General features: G+C 70.1%; 15 protein-coding genes. 10 read left to right on the top strand and 5 right to left on the bottom strand.

Features of this window, described 5'->3' with window-relative positions:
- Nucleotides 1–25: 25 nt before the first annotated feature.
- A complete protein-coding gene (locus tag QZM35_RS19820) occupies nucleotides 26–487 on the bottom strand; it encodes a Fur family transcriptional regulator (protein ID WP_011353040.1) in 462 nt (153 codons plus the stop codon).
- Nucleotides 488–816: 329 nt separating this feature from the next.
- Here QZM35_RS19820 and QZM35_RS19815 point away from each other — a divergent pair, with 329 nt between their 5' ends.
- The 8 genes from QZM35_RS19815 to QZM35_RS19780 all read left to right on the top strand — a co-directional run bounded on the left by QZM35_RS19815 (nucleotide 817) and on the right by QZM35_RS19780 (nucleotide 9,135).
- A complete protein-coding gene (locus QZM35_RS19815) occupies nucleotides 817–1,593 on the top strand; it encodes an L-iditol 2-dehydrogenase (RefSeq protein WP_089426211.1) in 777 nt (258 codons plus the stop codon).
- A 96-nt stretch (nucleotides 1,594–1,689) separates the two neighbouring features.
- The gene (locus QZM35_RS19810) at nucleotides 1,690–2,646 is read left to right on the top strand and encodes a sugar kinase (RefSeq protein WP_301776662.1); all 957 of its coding nucleotides are present in this window, start codon (nucleotides 1,690–1,692) and stop codon (nucleotides 2,644–2,646) included.
- Nucleotides 2,634–3,992: a D-tagatose-bisphosphate aldolase, class II, non-catalytic subunit gene (locus QZM35_RS19805; protein ID WP_301776661.1), complete on the top strand. Its 1,359-nt coding sequence runs from the start codon at nucleotides 2,634–2,636 to the stop codon at nucleotides 3,990–3,992. Before QZM35_RS19810 ends, QZM35_RS19805 begins: the two co-directional genes overlap by 13 nt.
- Nucleotides 3,993–4,050: 58 nt before the next feature.
- Nucleotides 4,051–5,376 (top strand): sugar ABC transporter substrate-binding protein, encoded by a 1,326-nt coding sequence (locus QZM35_RS19800; protein ID WP_089426208.1) that lies wholly within the window; start codon nucleotides 4,051–4,053, stop codon nucleotides 5,374–5,376.
- A 99-nt stretch (nucleotides 5,377–5,475) separates the two neighbouring features.
- On the top strand, nucleotides 5,476–6,429 hold the full coding sequence (locus QZM35_RS19795; protein ID WP_301776660.1) for a carbohydrate ABC transporter permease: 954 nt from the start codon (nucleotides 5,476–5,478) through the stop codon (nucleotides 6,427–6,429).
- Nucleotides 6,426–7,277 (top strand): carbohydrate ABC transporter permease, encoded by an 852-nt coding sequence (locus tag QZM35_RS19790; RefSeq protein WP_011353034.1) that lies wholly within the window; start codon nucleotides 6,426–6,428, stop codon nucleotides 7,275–7,277. The genes QZM35_RS19795 and QZM35_RS19790 overlap by 4 nt, the downstream gene beginning before the upstream one ends.
- A complete protein-coding gene (locus QZM35_RS19785) occupies nucleotides 7,274–7,960 on the top strand; it encodes an HAD family phosphatase (protein ID WP_301776659.1) in 687 nt (228 codons plus the stop codon). Before QZM35_RS19790 ends, QZM35_RS19785 begins: the two co-directional genes overlap by 4 nt.
- Nucleotides 7,961–8,022: 62 nt before the next feature.
- Nucleotides 8,023–9,135, top strand: coding sequence for an ABC transporter ATP-binding protein (locus tag QZM35_RS19780; RefSeq protein ID WP_301776658.1), 1,113 nt, complete (start codon nucleotides 8,023–8,025; stop codon nucleotides 9,133–9,135).
- Between the two features lie 26 nt (nucleotides 9,136–9,161).
- On the opposite strand, the gene QZM35_RS19775 is transcribed toward QZM35_RS19780, so the two are convergent.
- The gene (locus QZM35_RS19775) at nucleotides 9,162–10,046 is read right to left on the bottom strand and encodes a LysR family transcriptional regulator (RefSeq protein WP_301776657.1); all 885 of its coding nucleotides are present in this window, start codon (nucleotides 10,044–10,046) and stop codon (nucleotides 9,162–9,164) included.
- Between the two features lie 113 nt (nucleotides 10,047–10,159).
- Here QZM35_RS19775 and QZM35_RS19770 point away from each other — a divergent pair, with 113 nt between their 5' ends.
- Together QZM35_RS19770 and QZM35_RS19765 are read left to right on the top strand one after the other, a co-directional pair.
- Complete coding sequence (locus tag QZM35_RS19770) at nucleotides 10,160–11,356, top strand: serine hydrolase (RefSeq protein WP_301776656.1); 1,197 nt, start codon at nucleotides 10,160–10,162, stop codon at nucleotides 11,354–11,356.
- Nucleotides 11,353–12,588, top strand: coding sequence for an MFS transporter (locus QZM35_RS19765; RefSeq protein WP_301776655.1), 1,236 nt, complete (start codon nucleotides 11,353–11,355; stop codon nucleotides 12,586–12,588). The genes QZM35_RS19770 and QZM35_RS19765 overlap by 4 nt, the downstream gene beginning before the upstream one ends.
- A gap of 43 nt (nucleotides 12,589–12,631) precedes the next feature.
- Here QZM35_RS19765 and QZM35_RS19760 read toward each other — a convergent pair whose 3' ends face one another.
- From QZM35_RS19760 to dalD, 3 genes are all read right to left on the bottom strand, one after another.
- Complete coding sequence (locus QZM35_RS19760; RefSeq protein WP_089426201.1) at nucleotides 12,632–13,645, bottom strand: sugar-binding transcriptional regulator; 1,014 nt, start codon at nucleotides 13,643–13,645, stop codon at nucleotides 12,632–12,634.
- 65 nt (nucleotides 13,646–13,710) lie between these two features.
- The gene (xylB, locus tag QZM35_RS19755; protein WP_226273118.1) at nucleotides 13,711–15,192 is read right to left on the bottom strand and encodes a xylulokinase; all 1,482 of its coding nucleotides are present in this window, start codon (nucleotides 15,190–15,192) and stop codon (nucleotides 13,711–13,713) included.
- A gap of 83 nt (nucleotides 15,193–15,275) precedes the next feature.
- Complete coding sequence (gene dalD, locus QZM35_RS19750) at nucleotides 15,276–16,670, bottom strand: D-arabinitol 4-dehydrogenase (protein ID WP_089426199.1); 1,395 nt, start codon at nucleotides 16,668–16,670, stop codon at nucleotides 15,276–15,278.
- Nucleotides 16,671–16,673 lie beyond the last annotated feature (3 nt).

Below are 16,673 nucleotides of genomic sequence, written 5' to 3'. Positions count from 1 at the left end.
CGGCGCGGGCGCCGCGCGAAACGCGTCAGCGTTGCACGGGCTTGTGCTTGCAGTGCCCGCACAGGCCGCTCAGCTCGACGACCTGGTGGTGGACTTCGAAACCGTGCGCGGGCTCGCTCGCGGACAACTGCTTCGCGAGGTCGCCGCCGGGAATCTCGACGGTGTCGCCGCACGAGTCGCAGATCAGGAACTGGCCTTCGTGCGGCACGCCGATCTCGCAGCACGCGAAGAACGCGTTCTTCGATTCGATCCGGTGGATGAAGCCGTGCTCGACGAGGAAATCCAGGGCGCGGTAGACGGTCGTGGGCGGCACGCGGCCACGCTGCGGCTCGAGCTCGGCGAGCAGGTCGTACGCGCCGATCGGGCGCTGCGCGGCCAGCACGCGTTCGTAGACCTGGCGGCGCAGCGGCGTCCACGCGAGCCCGTGCTCGGCGGCGAATGCGTCGGCCCGGGACAGCCGGGCGTCAATGGACGATGAGGTAGCCATGGCGTGAAGCAGGGCGATGAAACAAAGTATGGCGATGATATAACGTATCGCCGCGCCGTGCAGCGCGAAATCCCGTTTCCGTCCTCGCTCCGTCCCCTTCATCGCCGCTACGACCGCGCCGCACCGTGTGCGCTACGCCTTGCCGGGTGTGCGCGGCGGGCCGCCACGCTGCGCCGTTGTGCCGCAGCGCGTCATAGAAAGCCGTCACGTCGCCTTGACAGCGCGAATCGCGTGTCCGATCATTCGATCACTAACAGAGCAATTGATCGGTTGGCGAGCGTTCGCTCACCTCGCGGCCGTCGACAAGCAGAACGAACCGGAGACAGCCAGTGAGACTGGAAGACAAGGTCGCAATCCTGACGGGCGCCGCAAGCGGCATCGGCGAGGCGGTCGCGCAACGCTATCTGGACGAGGGCGCACGCTGCGTGCTCGTCGACCTGAAGCCGGCAGGCGGCTCGCTCGCGCGGCTCATCGAGGCGAACCCCGGCCGCGCGGTGGCCGTCACCGCGGACGTCACGCGCCGCGACGACATCGAGCGGATCGTCACCACGGCGGTCGAGCGCTTCGGCGGCGTCGACATCCTGTTCAACAACGCGGCGCTGTTCGACATGCGGCCGATCCTCGACGAATCGTGGGACGTGTTCGACCGGCTGTTCTCGGTCAACGTGAAAGGGCTGTTCTTCCTGATGCAGGCCGTCGCGCAGCGGATGGTCGAGCAGGGCCGTGGCGGCAAGATCGTCAACATGTCGTCGCAGGCCGGGCGTCGTGGCGAGGCGCTCGTTTCGCACTACTGCGCGACCAAGGCCGCGGTGATCAGCTACACGCAGTCGGCCGCGCTCGCGCTCGCGCCGCACCGGATCAACGTGAACGGTATCGCGCCGGGTGTCGTCGACACGCCGATGTGGGAGCAGGTCGATGCGCTGTTCGCGCGCTACGAGAACCGGCCGCTCGGCGAGAAGAAGCGGCTGGTGGGCGAAGCCGTGCCGCTCGGCCGCATGGGCGTGCCGGGCGACCTGACGGGTGCCGCGCTGTTCCTCGCGTCGTCCGACGCCGATTACATCACCGCCCAGACGCTGAACGTCGACGGCGGCAACTGGATGAGCTGATATGGCGCCGCTCGCACGCGCCACCCGCCGGCCGGCCCGAGACGAGGCCGTTGTCGCGCACGTCGCGGCCGCCGTCGAACGAGGAGGGCTCGCCTGATGGCCGAGATCGTCGTGGCAGGCGAACTGCTCGCCGAATTCGTCGCCGCCGAGCGCGGCCAGGGTTTCGATACGCCGGGCCTGTTCGAGGGGCCGTTCCCGAGCGGTGCGCCGGCGATCTTCGCCGACCAGGCCGCGCGGCTTGGCGTACGTGTTGCGTATGCGGGCTGCGTCGGTCGCGATGCATTCGGCGACGCGATCGTCGCGCGGCTCGAACGTGACGGCGTCGACGTCGCGCGCATCCGCCGCGTCGCACGCCCGACCGGCACCGCGTTCGTCGCGTATCGCGACGACGGCTCGCGCAGCTTCGTGTTCACGCTGTCCACCAGTGCGGCCGCGTGTGTCGACGATTCCGATGTCGATACCGCGATGTTCGACGGCTGCCGCTATTTCCATGTGATGGGCTCGTCGCTGACGAGCGAATCGGCGATCGCGGCCGTGCAGCGCGGCGTGATCGAGGCCGCGCGCGCCGGCGCCAAGGTGTCGTTCGATCCGAACGTGCGGCCGGAAATGCTGAGTTTTCGCCCGATGCGCGCGGCGCTCGACGCGATGCTCGCCGCGTGCCACCTGTTCCTGCCGAGCGAAGCCGACCTGCCGTTCTTCTGCGGGCCGCAGCCGGCCGAGCGGGCGATCGCGGGCCTGCTCGCGACGCATCCGCTGCTCGAGCGGGTCGTGCTGAAACGCGGTGCGCAAGGCAGCGTCGCATTCGATCGAGCGAACCGTGCGGAAGCGCCGGCGTTCCAGGTCGACGAAGTCGATCCGACCGGCGCCGGCGACTGCTTCGGCGGCACGCTGGTCGCGAGCCTCGTCGCCGGCGTGCCGATCGAGGTCGCGCTGCGCCGCGCGAACGCGGCCGGGGCGATCGCGGTCACGCGGCGCGGCCCGATGGAGGGCAACAGCAGCGCGGCCGAAATCGACCGTTTCCTGACCGAACGAGGTATCGCATGTCCGGCCTGACGACCTTCGCCGAACGTTCGCGCACCGCGCACGCGGACGCCGTGCTGCGGATGATCTTCGACGCAAACCGCGCTAACGCGCAGCGCGGCATCTATGCGATCTGCAGCGCGCACCGGCTCGTGCTGGAGGCCGCGTGCGAAGCGGCGCGCGCGGACGGCTCGCCGTTGCTGATCGAGGCGACCTGCAACCAGGTGAACCATCTCGGCGGCTATACGGGCATGACGCCTGCCGATTTCCGCCGCGACGTGGACGCGATCGCGCAGCGCTGCGGGCTGCCGCCGTCGGCGCTCGTGCTCGGCGGCGACCATCTCGGCCCGAACCCGTGGCGGCATCGCCGCGCGGCCGATGCGATGCGCGAAGCGAGTGCGATGGTCGCCGCATACGTCGAAGCCGGCTTCGAAAAGATCCACCTCGATGCGAGCATGGCGTGCGCGGACGATCCGGCGCGGCTCGACGATCGCACGATCGCCGCGCGCGCGGCCGAGCTGTGCCGCGCGGCGGAAGACGCGGCAGCGCGCGCCGGCCTCGCGCCCGTCTACGTGATCGGCACCGAGGTGCCGACGCCGGGCGGCGAAGTCAGCGGCCACGGCGACGACGGCGAAGCAGCGATCGCGCAGATCGCCGTCACGCGCAGCGACAGCATCGCGGCGACGCTCGATGCGCACCGCCACGCGTTCGCGGCGGCCGGGCTCGACGATGCGTGGACGCGTGTCGTCGCGATCGTCGCGCAGCCGGGGGTCGACTTCGACGATCGCCACGTGCTCGACTACGACAGCGCCAAGGCCGCGTCGCTCGGCGCGAGTATCCTGCAGACACCGGGCCTCGTGTTCGAAGCGCATTCGACCGACTACCAGACCGAGGGTGCGCTCGCCGCGCTCGTGCGCGACCACTTCGCGGTGCTGAAGGTCGGCCCCGCGCTGACGTTCGCGCTGCGCGAGGCGCTGTTCGCGCTGACCTTCATCGAGGACGCGTTGATCGACGACGTCGCGCAGCGCTCGCGGTTGCGCGACGTCGTCGATGCCGCGATGCGCGCGCAGCCCGAGCACTGGGCACCGTATTACCGCGGCGACGAAACCGAGCAGCGGCTCGCGCGCCAGTTCAGCTACAGCGACCGGATCCGCTACTACTGGCTGCAGCCGGCCGTCGCGGCCGCGGTCGAGCAACTGTTCGACAACCTCGCGCGGCAGCCGGTGCCGGAAACGCTCGTCGCGCAGTGGTTGCCGGACGTGTACGCGGCCTGCCGCGCGGGCGGCCTCGCGAAAGCGCCGCGCGCGTGGGTGCGGCACCGGATACGCGACGTGATCGCGCACTATGCGCGCGCGTGCGGAATGCAGCGGCCGGCGTGACGGGCCGCGAAGGAAACGCAGTACCGACGACACTTCGAACAAACACAGGAGACATGCCATGCAACGAAAGATGCTCGACGCCGCCGCACGCTGCTTCGCCGGAGCCGCGCTCGCGACGGCGGCCTGCGCCGCGTCCGCCGGCACGCTGACGATCGCGACGCTGAACAATCCCGACATGATCGAGCTGAAGAAGCTGTCGCCGGCCTTCGAGAAGGCGAACCCGGACATCAAGCTGAACTGGGTGATCCTCGAGGAGAACGTGCTGCGCCAGCGCGCGACGACCGATATCACGACCGGCAGCGGCCAGTTCGACGTGATGGCGATCGGCACCTACGAGACGCCGCAGTGGGGCAAGCGCGGCTGGCTCGCGCCGATGACGGGCCTGCCTGCCGACTACGACCTGAACGACATCGTGAAGACCGCGCGCGACAGCCTGTCGTACAACGGCCAGCTGTACGCGCTGCCGTTCTATGTCGAAAGCTCGATGACGTTCTACCGCAAGGACCTGTTCGCGGCGAAGGGGCTGAAGATGCCCGACCAGCCGACCTACGACCAGATCGCGGAATTCGCGGACAAGCTCACCGACAAGGCGAAGGGCACCTACGGGATCTGCCTGCGCGGCAAGGCCGGGTGGGGCGAGAACATGGCGTACGTGTCGACGGTCGTGAACACGTTCGGCGGGCGCTGGTTCGACGAGAACTGGAATGCGCAACTCACGTCGCCGGAGTGGAAGAAGGCGATCAATTTCTACGTGAACCTGCTGAAGAAGAACGGCCCGCCGGGAGCGAGCTCGAACGGCTTCAACGAGAACCTGACCCTCACTGCGTCGGGCAAGTGCGCGATGTGGATCGACGCGACGGTCGCGGCCGGGATGCTCTATAACAAACAGCAGTCGCAGGTGGCCGACAGGATCGGCTTCGCGGCCGCGCCGGTCGCCGCCACGCCGAAGGGCTCGCACTGGCTGTGGGCGTGGGCGCTGGCCGTGCCGAAGACGTCGAAGCAGCAGGACGCCGCACGCAAGTTCATCGCGTGGGCGACGTCGAAGCAGTACATCGAGATGGTCGGCAAGGACGAGGGCTGGGCGTCGGTGCCGCCGGGCACGCGCACGTCGACGTATCAGCGCCCCGAGTACAAGGCTGCCGCGCCGTTCTCGGACTTCGTGCTGAAGGCGATCGAGACGGCCGACCCGAACGATCCGTCGCTGAAGAAGGTGCCGTACACGGGCGTGCAGTACGTCGGGATTCCTGAATTCCAGTCGTTTGGCACGGTGGTCGGCCAGTCGATCGCGGGTGCGGTCGCGGGCCAGATGTCGGTCGACCAGGCGCTTGCCGCCGGGCAGGCCGCCGCCGACCGCGCGGTGCGGCAGGCCGGCTACAAGAAGTAACGCGGCCCGCACCGTGCGCGGTGGCGCACGGTGCGTGTCGTCGAAGCTGACAGGCGGGCAGGCCTTCGCGCCCGCGCATCAACCGGAGGGACTCCGATCATGCGTCACCTGCGTCTTCCCCTGAGCCACGCTCACGCGCCGTCGGTCGGCGACGCGTCGTCACCGCCCGGCGCGCCGCGCCGCGCGCGCGGCGGCGCGAGCTGGCTCGTCTCGCCGTCCGTCGCGGTGCTGCTGCTGTGGATGTCGATTCCGCTCGCGATGACGATCTGGTATTCGTTCTCGCGCTACAACCTGCTGAACCCGGACGTGAAGGGTTTCGCGGGCATCGACAACTACCGCTTCCTCGCGACCGATCCGTCGTTCCTGCCCGCGATCTGGCACACGCTCGTGCTGATCGGCGCGGTGCTCGCGATCACGGTGATCGGCGGCGTGCTGATGGCCGTGCTGTTCGACCGCAAGTTCTACGGGCAGGGCGTCGCACGCCTGCTCGCGATCGCGCCGTTCTTCGTGATGCCGACGGTGTCCGCGCTGATCTGGAAGAACATGATCCTGCACCCCGTGTACGGGCTCGTCGCGAACGCGATGCGCGCGCTCGGGATGACGCCGGTCGACTGGTTCGCCGATTACCCGCTCACCGCGGTGATCATCATCGTCGCGTGGCAGTGGCTGCCATTCGCGTTCCTGATCCTGTTCACCGCGATCCAGTCGCTCGACCAGGAGCAGAAGGAGGCGGCACGGATCGACGGCGCGGGCCCGATCGCGATGTTCTTCTACATCACGCTGCCGCACCTGAAGCGGGCGATCGCCGTGGTCGTGATGATGGAGACGATCTTCCTGCTGTCGATCTTCGCGGAGATCTACACGACGACCGGCGGCGGCCCCGGCGACGCGACGACCAACCTGTCGTACCTGATCTACGCGCTCGGCCTGCAGCAGTTCGACGTCGGCCTCGCGTCCGCGGGCGGCATCATCGCCGTGGTGGTCGCGAACGTCGTGTCGTTCTTCCTCGTGCGGATGCTCGCGCGCAACCTGAAGGGAGAGTACGACAAATGAGCGACCTGACCTTCGAGGGCCGGCGCGTGCCGGCCGTGTTCGACCTCGTGCGGCGCGCGCTGCCCGGCACGCTCGCGTGGCTGATCGCGCTGCTGCTGTTCTTCCCGATCTTCTGGATGGCGATCACCGCGTTCAAGACCGAGCAGCAGGCGTATGCGTCGACGCTGTTCTTCATCCCGACGCTCGACAGCTTCCGCGAGGTGTTCGCGCGCAGCAACTACTTCGCGTTCGCGTGGAATTCGGTGCTGATCTCGGCGGGCGTCACGGTGATCTCGCTGCTGTTCGCGGTGCCGGCCGCGTACGCGATGGCGTTCTTCCCGAACCACCGCACGCAGAAGGTGCTGCTGTGGATGCTGTCGACCAAGATGATGCCGTCGGTCGGCGTGCTGGTGCCGATCTATCTGCTGTGGAAGAACGCTGGGCTGCTCGATACCGTGTCGGGCCTCGTGATCGTCTACACGCTGATCAACCTGCCGATCGCGGTGTGGATGACCTTCACGTACTTCAACGAGATCCCGAAGGACATCCTCGAAGCCGGGCGGATCGACGGCGCGTCGACGTGGCAGGAGATCGTGTACCTGCTGATGCCGATGGCGCTGCCGGGGCTCGCGTCCACCGCGCTGCTGCTCGTGATCCTGTCGTGGAACGAGGCGTTCTGGAGCATCAACCTGTCGAGCTCGAATGCGGCGCCGCTGACCGTGTTCATCGCGTCGTACTCGAGCCCCGAGGGGCTGTTCTGGGCGAAGCTGTCCGCGGCGTCGCTGCTCGCGGTCGCGCCGATCCTGATCGTCGGCTGGCTGTCGCAGAAGCAGCTCGTGCGCGGGCTCACGTTCGGAGCCGTCAAATGACCGCGACGAACGTCCTGATCTGCGATTGCGACGGCGTGCTGATCGACAGCGAGGCGGTGGCGGCCGACGTGCTCGTGCGCGAACTCGATGCCCGCTGGCCGGGCGCGGATGCGCGGCCGGCCGTGATGCCGCTGCTCGGGCTGCGCATCGAGCGCGTGCTGGCCGGCGCATGCGACGCGCTCGGCCGCACGCTGTCGAACGACGACGTCGTCGAGATCCGCGCCGCGGTCGAGGCGGCGGCCGTCAACGCGCCGATGGTCGACGGCATCGATACGGCGCTGGCCGCGATCGAACTGACGACGGCCTGCGCGAGCAACAGCTACCGCGCGTACGTCGAGGCGGCGCTGACCCGCACGGGCCTCGCGCGCTTCTTCGGCGGCCGGCTGTTCTGCGCGGACGCCGTCGCGCGGCCGAAGCCGGCGCCCGACGTGTATCTCGCGGCGGCGCGCACGCTCGGCGTCGCGCCGGCCCGGTGCCTCGTGGTCGAGGACAGCGTGACCGGCATCACCGCGGCCGCCGCGGCCGGCATGACCGTGCTCGGCTTCGTCGGCGGCGGGCATGCGTCGGCCGCGCAGATCGACGCGTTGCGCGGGATCGGCGCGCGTCACGTCTTCGACGACATGCACGAGCTGCCCGGGTACGTCGCGCGCTGGCAGGCGACCGGTGCGGTGCTGCCGAACTAGCCACCACGAATGATTGCGCGCCGCGTTCGACGCGGCGCATCACGAACGAACGGAGACAGATCATGGCAAGCGTGCTCCTGCGCAACATCGCGAAGCGCTACGACGACACCGAAGTGCTGCGCAACGTGAACCTCGACATCGCCGACGGCGAATTCGTCGTGTTCGTCGGCCCGAGCGGCTGCGGCAAATCCACGCTGATGCGGATGATCGCCGGCCTCGAGGATATTTCGAGCGGCGACCTGCTGATCGACGGCGCGAAGGTCAACGACGTGCCGAGCGCGAAGCGCGGCATCGCGATGGTGTTCCAGTCGTATGCGCTGTACCCGCACATGACGCTGTACGACAACATGGCGTTCGGCCTGAAGCTCGCGGGCGCGAAGAAGCCGGAGATCGACCAGGCGGTGAAGCAGGCCGCGAAGATCCTGCACATCGACCATCTGCTCGACCGCAAGCCGAAGCAGCTGTCGGGCGGCCAGCGGCAGCGCGTCGCGATCGGCCGCGCGATCACGCGCAAGCCGAAGGTGTTCCTGTTCGACGAGCCGCTGTCGAACCTCGACGCGGCGCTGCGCGTGAAGATGCGGCTGGAGTTCGCGCGGCTGCACGACGAGCTGAAGACGACGATGATCTACGTGACGCACGACCAGGTCGAGGCGATGACGCTCGCCGACAAGATCGTCGTGCTGTCGGGCGGCGCGGTGCAGCAGGTCGGCACACCGAACGAGCTGTACCACGCGCCGGCGAACCAGTTCGTCGCGGGCTTCATCGGCTCGCCGAAGATGAACTTCCTGAAGGGCACCGTCGAATCGGTCGACGCGGGCGGCGTGCTCGTGCGTTTCGACAGCGGCGAGACGCAGCGCGTCGCGGTCGAAGCAGCGGGCTTGCAGCGCGGCGCCGCGGTGACGGTCGGCGTGCGGCCCGAGCACCTGCTGGTCGATGCGGCGGCGGCGGCGGGCGTCGCCGCGCGGACGATGGCCGTCGAGTCGCTCGGTGACGCCGCGTATCTGTATGCGGAGTCAGCTGTCGCGCCGGACGGGCTGATCGCGCGGATTCCGCCGCTCGACACGTACCGCACCGGCGACGCGCTGCGCGTGCATGCGCAGGCCGAGCACTGCCATCTGTTCGACGAAAACGGGCAGGCGTTCCGGCGGCTGAGCGTGCACGCGAAGGCGGCGTGACGCGCCGGCACGTGCGCCTGCGGTGCTCAGAGGCGCAGGTGCTCGGCCACGTAGTCGACGAACGCGCGCAGCTTCGGCGTCGGATGGCGGCCTGACGGCCACAGTACGTAGAACGGCGTGCGGCTCTCGACGTGTTCGTCGAGCACCGGGCGCAGCGTGCCGTCGGCCAGCGCGTCGTGTACGAAAAACTCGGGCAGGCAGGCGATGCCGAGCCCGCGCAGCGCGAAGCACAGCCGTGTTTCCGCGTTGTTGCTGACCATCGATACCGGCACCTCCGGCGGCGTGCCGGCGCGCGGCGCGCGCAACGGCCAGGTCTCGAGCCGGCCGCTGCTGGGGAAGCGGTAGTGCAGGCAGCGGTGCCGCACGAGATCGGCCGGCGTGCGCGGCGTGCCATGCCGCTCGAGATAGCCGGGCGACGCGACGAGGTGCTGGCGGAAATGGCCGAGCAGCCGCGACGACAGCCGCGAATCCGACGGCTGGCCGGTGCGCAGCACCGCGTCGAACCCTTCGTCGATCACGTCGACGAGCCGGTCGCTGAAATCGATGTCGAGCTCGATCTCCGGATACGCGGCCATGAAATCGGCGAGCATCGGCAGCAGTAGCGTGCCGATCGTCGGCAGGCTTACGCGCATCCGCCCGCGCGGCGCTTCGGCGCTGTGCGTCAGTTCCTGCTCGGCCGCATCGATCTCCGCGATCACGCGCCGGCACCGTTCGAGAAAGCGCGCGCCTTCGGCCGTCAGCGTGATGCTGCGCGTGCTGCGGTGAAACAGCCGCACGTTCAGGCGTGCTTCCAGGCGCGCGATGCGCTTGCCGATCGCCGACGCCGACAGCCCGAGCGCGCGGCCGGCCGCGACGAAGCTGCGCGTTTCCGCGACCTGAACGAATACGACGAAACCGCCCAGATTTTCCATGCAGGTTCCCGATTGCGGACATCGATGTCCGGAGTGTCCGGAACTCTACCCCGGTTTTTCTTCACGCGTCGGCTCCCTACGATGGGCGTTCCTTCATCGTTCGAGGTCACGCCATGTCATCCCTGCCTGTCACCACCCACCGCGGAGAACCGGACGCCGCGCTGCGCGCGCGGCTCGACGCCGTGCTCGATCGCGCGCTGGCCGACGCGCGCGTGGTCGGCGCGGTCGTGCTGGTCGCCCGCGACGGCGAATTGCGTTATGCACGCGCGGCCGGGCTGGCCGATCGGGAAGCCGGCACGCCGATGCGCGAGGACACGGTGTTCCGGCTCGCGTCGGTGTCGAAGCCGATCGTGACGGCCGCCGCGATGCGGCTGGTTGCGGCAGGCCGCATCGGGCTCGACGAGCCGGTCGCGCGCTGGTTGCCGGCGTTCACGCCGACGCTCGCACGCGGCGCGCCGGTGAACATCACGTTGCGGCATCTGCTGTCGCATACGGCCGGCCTCGGCTATCGCTTCCTCGAAGCGGACGGCGACGGCCCGTATGCGCGTGCAGGCGTATCCGACGGGATGGATCGCGCGAGCCTGTCGCTCGCCGAGAACGTGCGGCGCATCGCCGGCGTGCCGCTGCAGTTCGCACCCGGCACGTCGTGGGGCTACTCGCTCGCGACCGACGTGGCGGGGGCGCTGATCGAAGCGGTCGACGGCCGCCCGCTCGCGCAGGCGGTGGCCGCGCTCGTCACGACGCCGCTCGGGATGACCGATACCGGATTCGTCGCGCCCGACGCCGCGCACGTCGCGACGCCTTACGTGAGCACGCCGGGCGCGCCGCGCCGGATGGCCGACGACGATCTCGTGCCGGTGTTCGACGGCACGGTCGGCATCCGCTTCGAGCCGGCGCGTGCGTTCGATGCCGCCGCGTGGCCGTCGGGCGGCGCGGGCATGGTCGGCACCGCGCACGATTGCCTGACGCTGCTCGATACGCTGCGCACGGGCCTCGACGGCTGGCTCGCACCGCGCTGGATCGACGAGATGGCGCGGGTGCAGCCGGGCGCGCACGACTTGCCGGATGCGCCGGGATTCGGTTTCGGGCTCGGCTTTTCGGTGCTGCGCGATCCGGCGGCCGCGCAGTCGCCGGAGTCGGTCGGCACCTGGCGCTGGGGCGGCGCGTACGGGCATGCGTGGTTCGTCGACCGTGCGGCCGGGCTGACGGTCGTCGCGCTGACCAATACGTTGTACGAAGGGATGTACGGGCGCATCGTCACCGACGTGCGCGATGCGGTGTATGGCGTCGACGACCGGAGCGCGGCATGAGCGAATGCGTATCCGTTTCCGCGTCCTCCGCCGGCCGGGCTGCCGATTCCGCAGCCGGCTCGTCTGCACCGGGCCGCGCGCGCCTGCCCGTCGCGAACCTGCTCGCGCTTGCCACCGCCGGCTTCATCACGGTGCTCACCGAAGCCCTGCCCGCCGGCCTGCTGCCGCTGATGAGCGTCGACCTGCACGTGACCGAGGCGCTGATCGGCCAACTGGTGACCGTCTATGCGCTCGGCTCGATCGTCGCGGCGATTCCGCTCGTCGCCGCGACACGTGCGATGCGCCGGCGCGGCCTGCTGCTCGCGGCGCTCGCCGGGTTCGTCGTGTCGAATGCGGTGACGGCCGCGTCGCCGTACTACGCGCTCACGCTGGCCGCGCGCTTCGTCGCCGGGATGTCGGCCGGGCTGCTGTGGGCGCTGCTGGCGGGCTACGCGAGCCGGCTGGTCGAGCCGTCGCTGCGCGGCCGGGCGATCGCGGTCGCGATGCTCGGCATACCGGCAGCAATGTCGATCGGCATTCCGGCCGGCACCGCGCTCGGCGCGATGTTCGGCTGGCGTGTCGCGTTCGCCGGGATCACGGTCGCGGCGCTGGCGCTGATCGGCTGGATTCGCCTACGCGTGCCCGACTATCCGGGGCAGCAGGCCGGCGCGCGCGAGCCGGTGCTCGGCGTGATGACGCTGCCCGGCGTGCGGCCGGTGCTGACCGTGATGTTCGCGTACGTGCTGGCGCACAACATGCTGTACACGTACGTCGCGCCGTTTCTCGCCGGCGTGCGGATGGGCGCGCAGGTCGATGCGGTGCTGCTGGTGTTCGGTCTCGCGTCGCTGGTCGGCATCGCGCTGACGGGCGCGTGGATCGGCGCCGCGCAGCGACGCCTGACGCTTGCCAGCATCGCGCTGTTCGCGGTCGCGGCGGCGATGCTCGGTGCCGGTTCCGGGATGGCGATCGTCTATGCGGGCGTCGCGTTGTGGGGGCTCGCGTTCGGCGGTGCGCCGACGCTGTTCCAGACCGCCGCCGCGAATGCGGCGGGGGAGGCGGCCGACGTCGCGCAGTCGATGCTCGTGACGGTGTGGAACCTCGCGATCGCGGGCGGCGGCATCGCGGGCGGGATGCTGCTCGGTGCAGCGGGCGCCGGCGCGATTCCGTGGGTGCTCGTCGCGCTCTTGGCGGCTGCGTGGGTCGGCGCGTGGCGTGCGCGCCGGCATGCGTTTCCGGCGCCGCACGCGGCTTGAGCGCTCGACAGCCGCGCGCGGTGGGCCGTGCGCGGCTTCGGCGTCAGGCCGCTTTCGCGGCGAGCGCGGCGCGCGCGCACGCTTCGTCGGTGACGAGCCCCGACAGCCAGCCGCCGCGCAGCGCGGCAATCACCGCGTCGTGTTTCTTCGGGCCGCCGGCGAACGCGATCGTCGGCAGCTTCGGCGGCGTCGCGAGCGCGACGCTCGTCACGCGTGCGCTCGTCGACACGGCGATCTGCGTGCCCTGCGCGTCGATCGGCACGCCGAGCAGCTCGGCCACCGCGCCGAGCGCGGTCATCTCGTCGCGCTCCTGTTCGGTGATGAAGCCGTCTTCATAGAGCGGGCAGTGCGGGCCGATGTTGCCGATCCCGACGAATGCGACATCGGCCTTGCCCGACAGCGCCTCGACGATCCGGTACAGCCGGTGATTGCACCACTGCGCGCGCTCGGCGTCGCTGTCGGCGAACAGCGGCGCGGGCAGCAGGAAGTGCTTGCTGCCGGTTTTCTCGGAGATGTACTGCGCGACGTCGTAGCGGTTCGACGAGCCGTCGGCCGCGATCGCGCCGACCATCGACACGAGCCGGTGCTGCGGGCGGTCGATCTGCGCGATCTGCGCGACCGCGGCCTTCAGCGTCCGGCCGCTGCTGACCGCGATCACCATCGGACGCGTTTCGTTCAGGTAGCGTTCCATCACCTGCGCGCCGGCGACCGCGAGCTTGCGGTCGATCGCGTCGGGCGCATCGGCATCGACGGGCACGACTTCGCACATCGCGAGGCCGTAGCGCTTCGACAGCTGCGCGCCGAGATCGAGGCAGTCGGCGAGCTGGTGGTCGACGCGCACGCGGATCAGGTTCTTCTCGACCGCAAACGCGACGAGACGCTGCGCGACCGGGCGCGACACCTGCAGCTTTTCCGCGATTTCGTTCTGCGTGTCGCCCGCGACGTAATAGAGCCACGCGGCACGCGTGGCGAGATCGAGTTTTTCTGAGGACTTGGACACGATAGCGATTCGGTTCGGATCGGGGGGCCGCCCCGCGGGCCGGTCGGTGGGCCGCATGGCGGCATCCACTGTACCGCATGTCGCGCACGCGGCCGATGGCCGCCACGCGTGACGTGCGGCGCTTATGCAAGCCGTGCGCGCGACGGTTCGTACAGCGGCTGCACGTGACGGTACAGCGCGCGGAACGCATCGAGGCGTTCGCGCAGCAGCGCATGGCGGGCCGCATCCGGCGCGTATTCGGCGCGCACCGGCGGCTTGGTCAGCACCGCATGCGGATCGCCGCCGACGGCCAGCCAGCCGAGCCGCGCCGCGCCGAGCGCCGCGCCGGTTTCGCCGCCGCCGTGCTGGCGCGTGCGCACGTTCAGCGCATCGGCGATCAACTGCGCCCAGAACGCGCTGCGCGCGCCGCCGCCGATCAGCGACAGCTGGTCGGTTTCGACGCCGGCCGCGTGCAGCGCGTCGAGACCGTCGGCGAGGCCGAGCGTCACGCCTTCGAGCACCGCGTAGCCGAGATGCGCGCGTTCGGTCGCATGTGTCATCCCGAAGAACACGCCTTGCGCGTACGGGTCGTTGTGCGGCGTGCGCTCGCCGGACAGGTAAGGCAGGAACAGCGGGGCCGTCGCGAGCGCGTCGGCGTCGAGCGTTTCGATTTCCGCGAGCAGCGCGGGCTCGTCGGTGCCGGTCAGCTTGCAGACCCAGCGCAGGCAGCTCGCGGCCGACAGCACGACGCTCATCAATTGCCAGCGATCGGGAATCGCATGGCAGAACGCATGCACGGCCGACGCGGGGTTCGGCATGAAGCGATCACCGACCACGCTCAGCACGCCGGACGTGCCGAGCGACACGAAGCCGTCGCCTGCATGGATCGCGCCGATGCCGAGCGCGCTCGTCGCGTTGTCGCCGCCGCCGCCGGCCACCACGACGGCCTCCGACAGCCCGAGTTCGCGTGCGATGTCCGCGCGCAGCGTGCCGGATGGCGCGTTGCCTTCGACGATGCGCGGCATCTGCTCACGCGTCATCCCGCACGCGGCGAGCAGCGCATCGGACCAGTCGCGGCGCGCGACGTCGAGCCACAGCGTGCCGGCGGCGTCCGACGGATCGGACACCTTCGCGCCGGTCAGCCGGAACCTCAGGTAGTCCTTCGGCATCAGCACGCAGGCGGTTGCCGCGAACACGTCGGGTTCGTGCTTCGCGACCCACAGCAGTTTCGGCGCGGTGAAGCCCGGCATCGCGAGGTTGCCTGCCAGTGCGTGGAGATCGGGCGCGCGTTCGGTGAGCAGCGCGCATTCGTCGGCGCTGCGCATGTCGTTCCACAGGATCGCGGGGCGCAGCACGCGATCGTCGCGGCCGAGCAGCACGGCGCCGTGCATCTGGCCCGACAGGCCGATGCCGCGCACGGCCGCGAACGCGTCGCGGTGCCGTTCGCGCAACGCCGCGAGCGCGGCGAGCGTGCCTTGCCACCAGTCGTCCGGATGCTGTTCGGCCCAGCGCGGATGCGGCCGCGACACGGTGAACGGCGAGCCGGCGGTGCCGACGACCGTGCCGTCCGGGGCGAGCAGCAGCACCTTCACTTCCGAGGTGCCGAGGTCGATGCCGAGATACATGAGCGATCCGTTCCGTCAGTGGGGAGTCGCTACTTTAGCCGCGCGGCCGCGCCCGTGCCAAGGCAGGTTCGCCCGGATGCACGTCAGCGTGCCGCGAGCCATGTGTCGACACGCGAGAGTCCGCCGCGCAAGGCCTCGAACAGTGCGGCGTTGCCGGCGAGCGAGCCCCACAGCTGCCGGTTCGCGCACAGCGCGACGACCGGGTCGTCGGCCTGGACGATCGCGCGCGCGGCGCTTTCGTCCATCACGCCGTCCTGGTACGCGTACGGCAGCGCGCCGCGCGCCCAGCGCTCGAGAAAGCGCAGGAACAGCGCGGGCAGCACGGCGGTGGCGACCGGCGCCGCGCCGCGTGCGAACGATTCGACGAGCGTCGGCGCGATGAAGCCGGGAATCTTCGAGAAGCCGTCGGCCGCGACGCGCTGGTTCGTGTCGAGCACGTACGGGTTGCCGAAGCGTTCGAGCACGACGTCGCGGTAGCGCGCGAGATCGAGCGGGCTCGGCGTGAGGCAGGGGATCACGTCCTGCGTCACGTAGTCGTGCGCGAAGCGGCGGATCGCCGCGTCATGCGTGCCTTCGTGGATATACGTATGGCCCGCGAGCGTGCCGGCCCACGCGATGCAGCTGTGCGTCGCGTTGAGGATGCGGATCTTCGCTTCCTCGTACGGGTGCACGTCGTCGACGAGTTCGGCGCCGGCCACTTCCCACTTCGGCCGGCCGGCCGCGAAGCGGTCCTCGATCACCCACTGGATGAACGATTCGCCCATCACCGGGCATGCGTCGTCGAAGCCGGTGGCCGCCAGCACACGCTCGCGCACGTCGGCGGTCGGGCGCGGCGTGATGCGGTCGACCATCGCGCTCGGTGTCGCGACGTTCGTATCGAACCAGGCGAGCAGGTCGGCCTGGCCGCGCCGCTCGAGGAATTCGCGCATCCCCGCGCGAAAGCGCGCGCCGTTGTTGCGCAGGTTGTCGCAGCTCTGCAGCGTGAGCGGGCCCGCGCCGCGCTTCACGCGTTCGGCGAGCAGCGCCGCGAGCGCGCCGTACAGCGTCGTGCGCGCGCCCTGCAGGTCGGCCGCGAGATCGGCGTTCGCGAGGTCGAGCCGGTTGTGTTCGTCGAGGTAGTAGCCGCCTTCGGTCACGGTAAACGACACGATCCGGCAGGCCGGGTCGGCGCCGGCGTCGATCAGCGCGGCGAGGTCGATCGACCACGGCAGCACGCGCGTGATCGCGCGGATCGTCTCGTACGCGCGCTCGCCTTGCGGCGTGACGGTTTCGAGCGTGTAGGCGCCGTGCTGCGCGGCGAGTGCGTCCATCGTCGCGTGCATGTCGTCGCGGATGTTGCCGACGGTCAGCGACCAGCGCTCCTCGGCCGGGACGGCCGCGTTCACGCGATGCAGATACCACGCCTGGTGCGCGCGGTGAAACGAGCCCGCGCCGATGTGCAGCAGCACGGGCGTGCGGGCGGAGGGCGATGCGCTCATCCG

The sequence above is a fragment of the Burkholderia sp. AU45274 genome, assembly GCF_030482505.1.
In the GTDB taxonomy this organism is placed as follows: Bacteria; Pseudomonadota; Gammaproteobacteria; order Burkholderiales; family Burkholderiaceae; genus Burkholderia.
The sequence above is the reverse complement of the archived record's forward strand: the minus strand, read 5'-3'. Positions and strand labels throughout refer to the sequence as shown.

Excerpts from the sequence above, each read along its gene's own strand:
- QZM35_RS19780 (WP_301776658.1), top strand. The coding sequence starts at position 8,023 with ATGGCAAGCGTGCTCCTGCGCAACATCGCGAAGCGCTACGACGACACC.
- QZM35_RS19790 (WP_011353034.1), top strand. The coding sequence starts at position 6,426 with ATGAGCGACCTGACCTTCGAGGGCCGGCGCGTGCCGGCCGTGTTCGAC.
- QZM35_RS19805 (WP_301776661.1), top strand. The coding sequence starts at position 2,634 with ATGTCCGGCCTGACGACCTTCGCCGAACGTTCGCGCACCGCGCACGCG.
- dalD (WP_089426199.1), bottom strand. The coding sequence starts at position 16,670 with ATGAGCGCATCGCCCTCCGCCCGCACGCCCGTGCTGCTGCACATCGGC.
- QZM35_RS19800 (WP_089426208.1), top strand. The coding sequence starts at position 4,051 with ATGCAACGAAAGATGCTCGACGCCGCCGCACGCTGCTTCGCCGGAGCC.
- xylB (WP_226273118.1), bottom strand. The coding sequence starts at position 15,192 with ATGTATCTCGGCATCGACCTCGGCACCTCGGAAGTGAAGGTGCTGCTG.
- QZM35_RS19795 (WP_301776660.1), top strand. The coding sequence starts at position 5,476 with ATGCGTCACCTGCGTCTTCCCCTGAGCCACGCTCACGCGCCGTCGGTC.
- QZM35_RS19820 (WP_011353040.1), bottom strand. The coding sequence starts at position 487 with ATGGCTACCTCATCGTCCATTGACGCCCGGCTGTCCCGGGCCGACGCA.
- QZM35_RS19810 (WP_301776662.1), top strand. The coding sequence starts at position 1,690 with ATGGCCGAGATCGTCGTGGCAGGCGAACTGCTCGCCGAATTCGTCGCC.
- QZM35_RS19775 (WP_301776657.1), bottom strand. The coding sequence starts at position 10,046 with ATGGAAAATCTGGGCGGTTTCGTCGTATTCGTTCAGGTCGCGGAAACG.
- QZM35_RS19785 (WP_301776659.1), top strand. The coding sequence starts at position 7,274 with ATGACCGCGACGAACGTCCTGATCTGCGATTGCGACGGCGTGCTGATC.
- QZM35_RS19760 (WP_089426201.1), bottom strand. The coding sequence starts at position 13,645 with ATGCGGCCCACCGACCGGCCCGCGGGGCGGCCCCCCGATCCGAACCGA.
- QZM35_RS19765 (WP_301776655.1), top strand. The coding sequence starts at position 11,353 with ATGAGCGAATGCGTATCCGTTTCCGCGTCCTCCGCCGGCCGGGCTGCC.
- QZM35_RS19770 (WP_301776656.1), top strand. The coding sequence starts at position 10,160 with ATGTCATCCCTGCCTGTCACCACCCACCGCGGAGAACCGGACGCCGCG.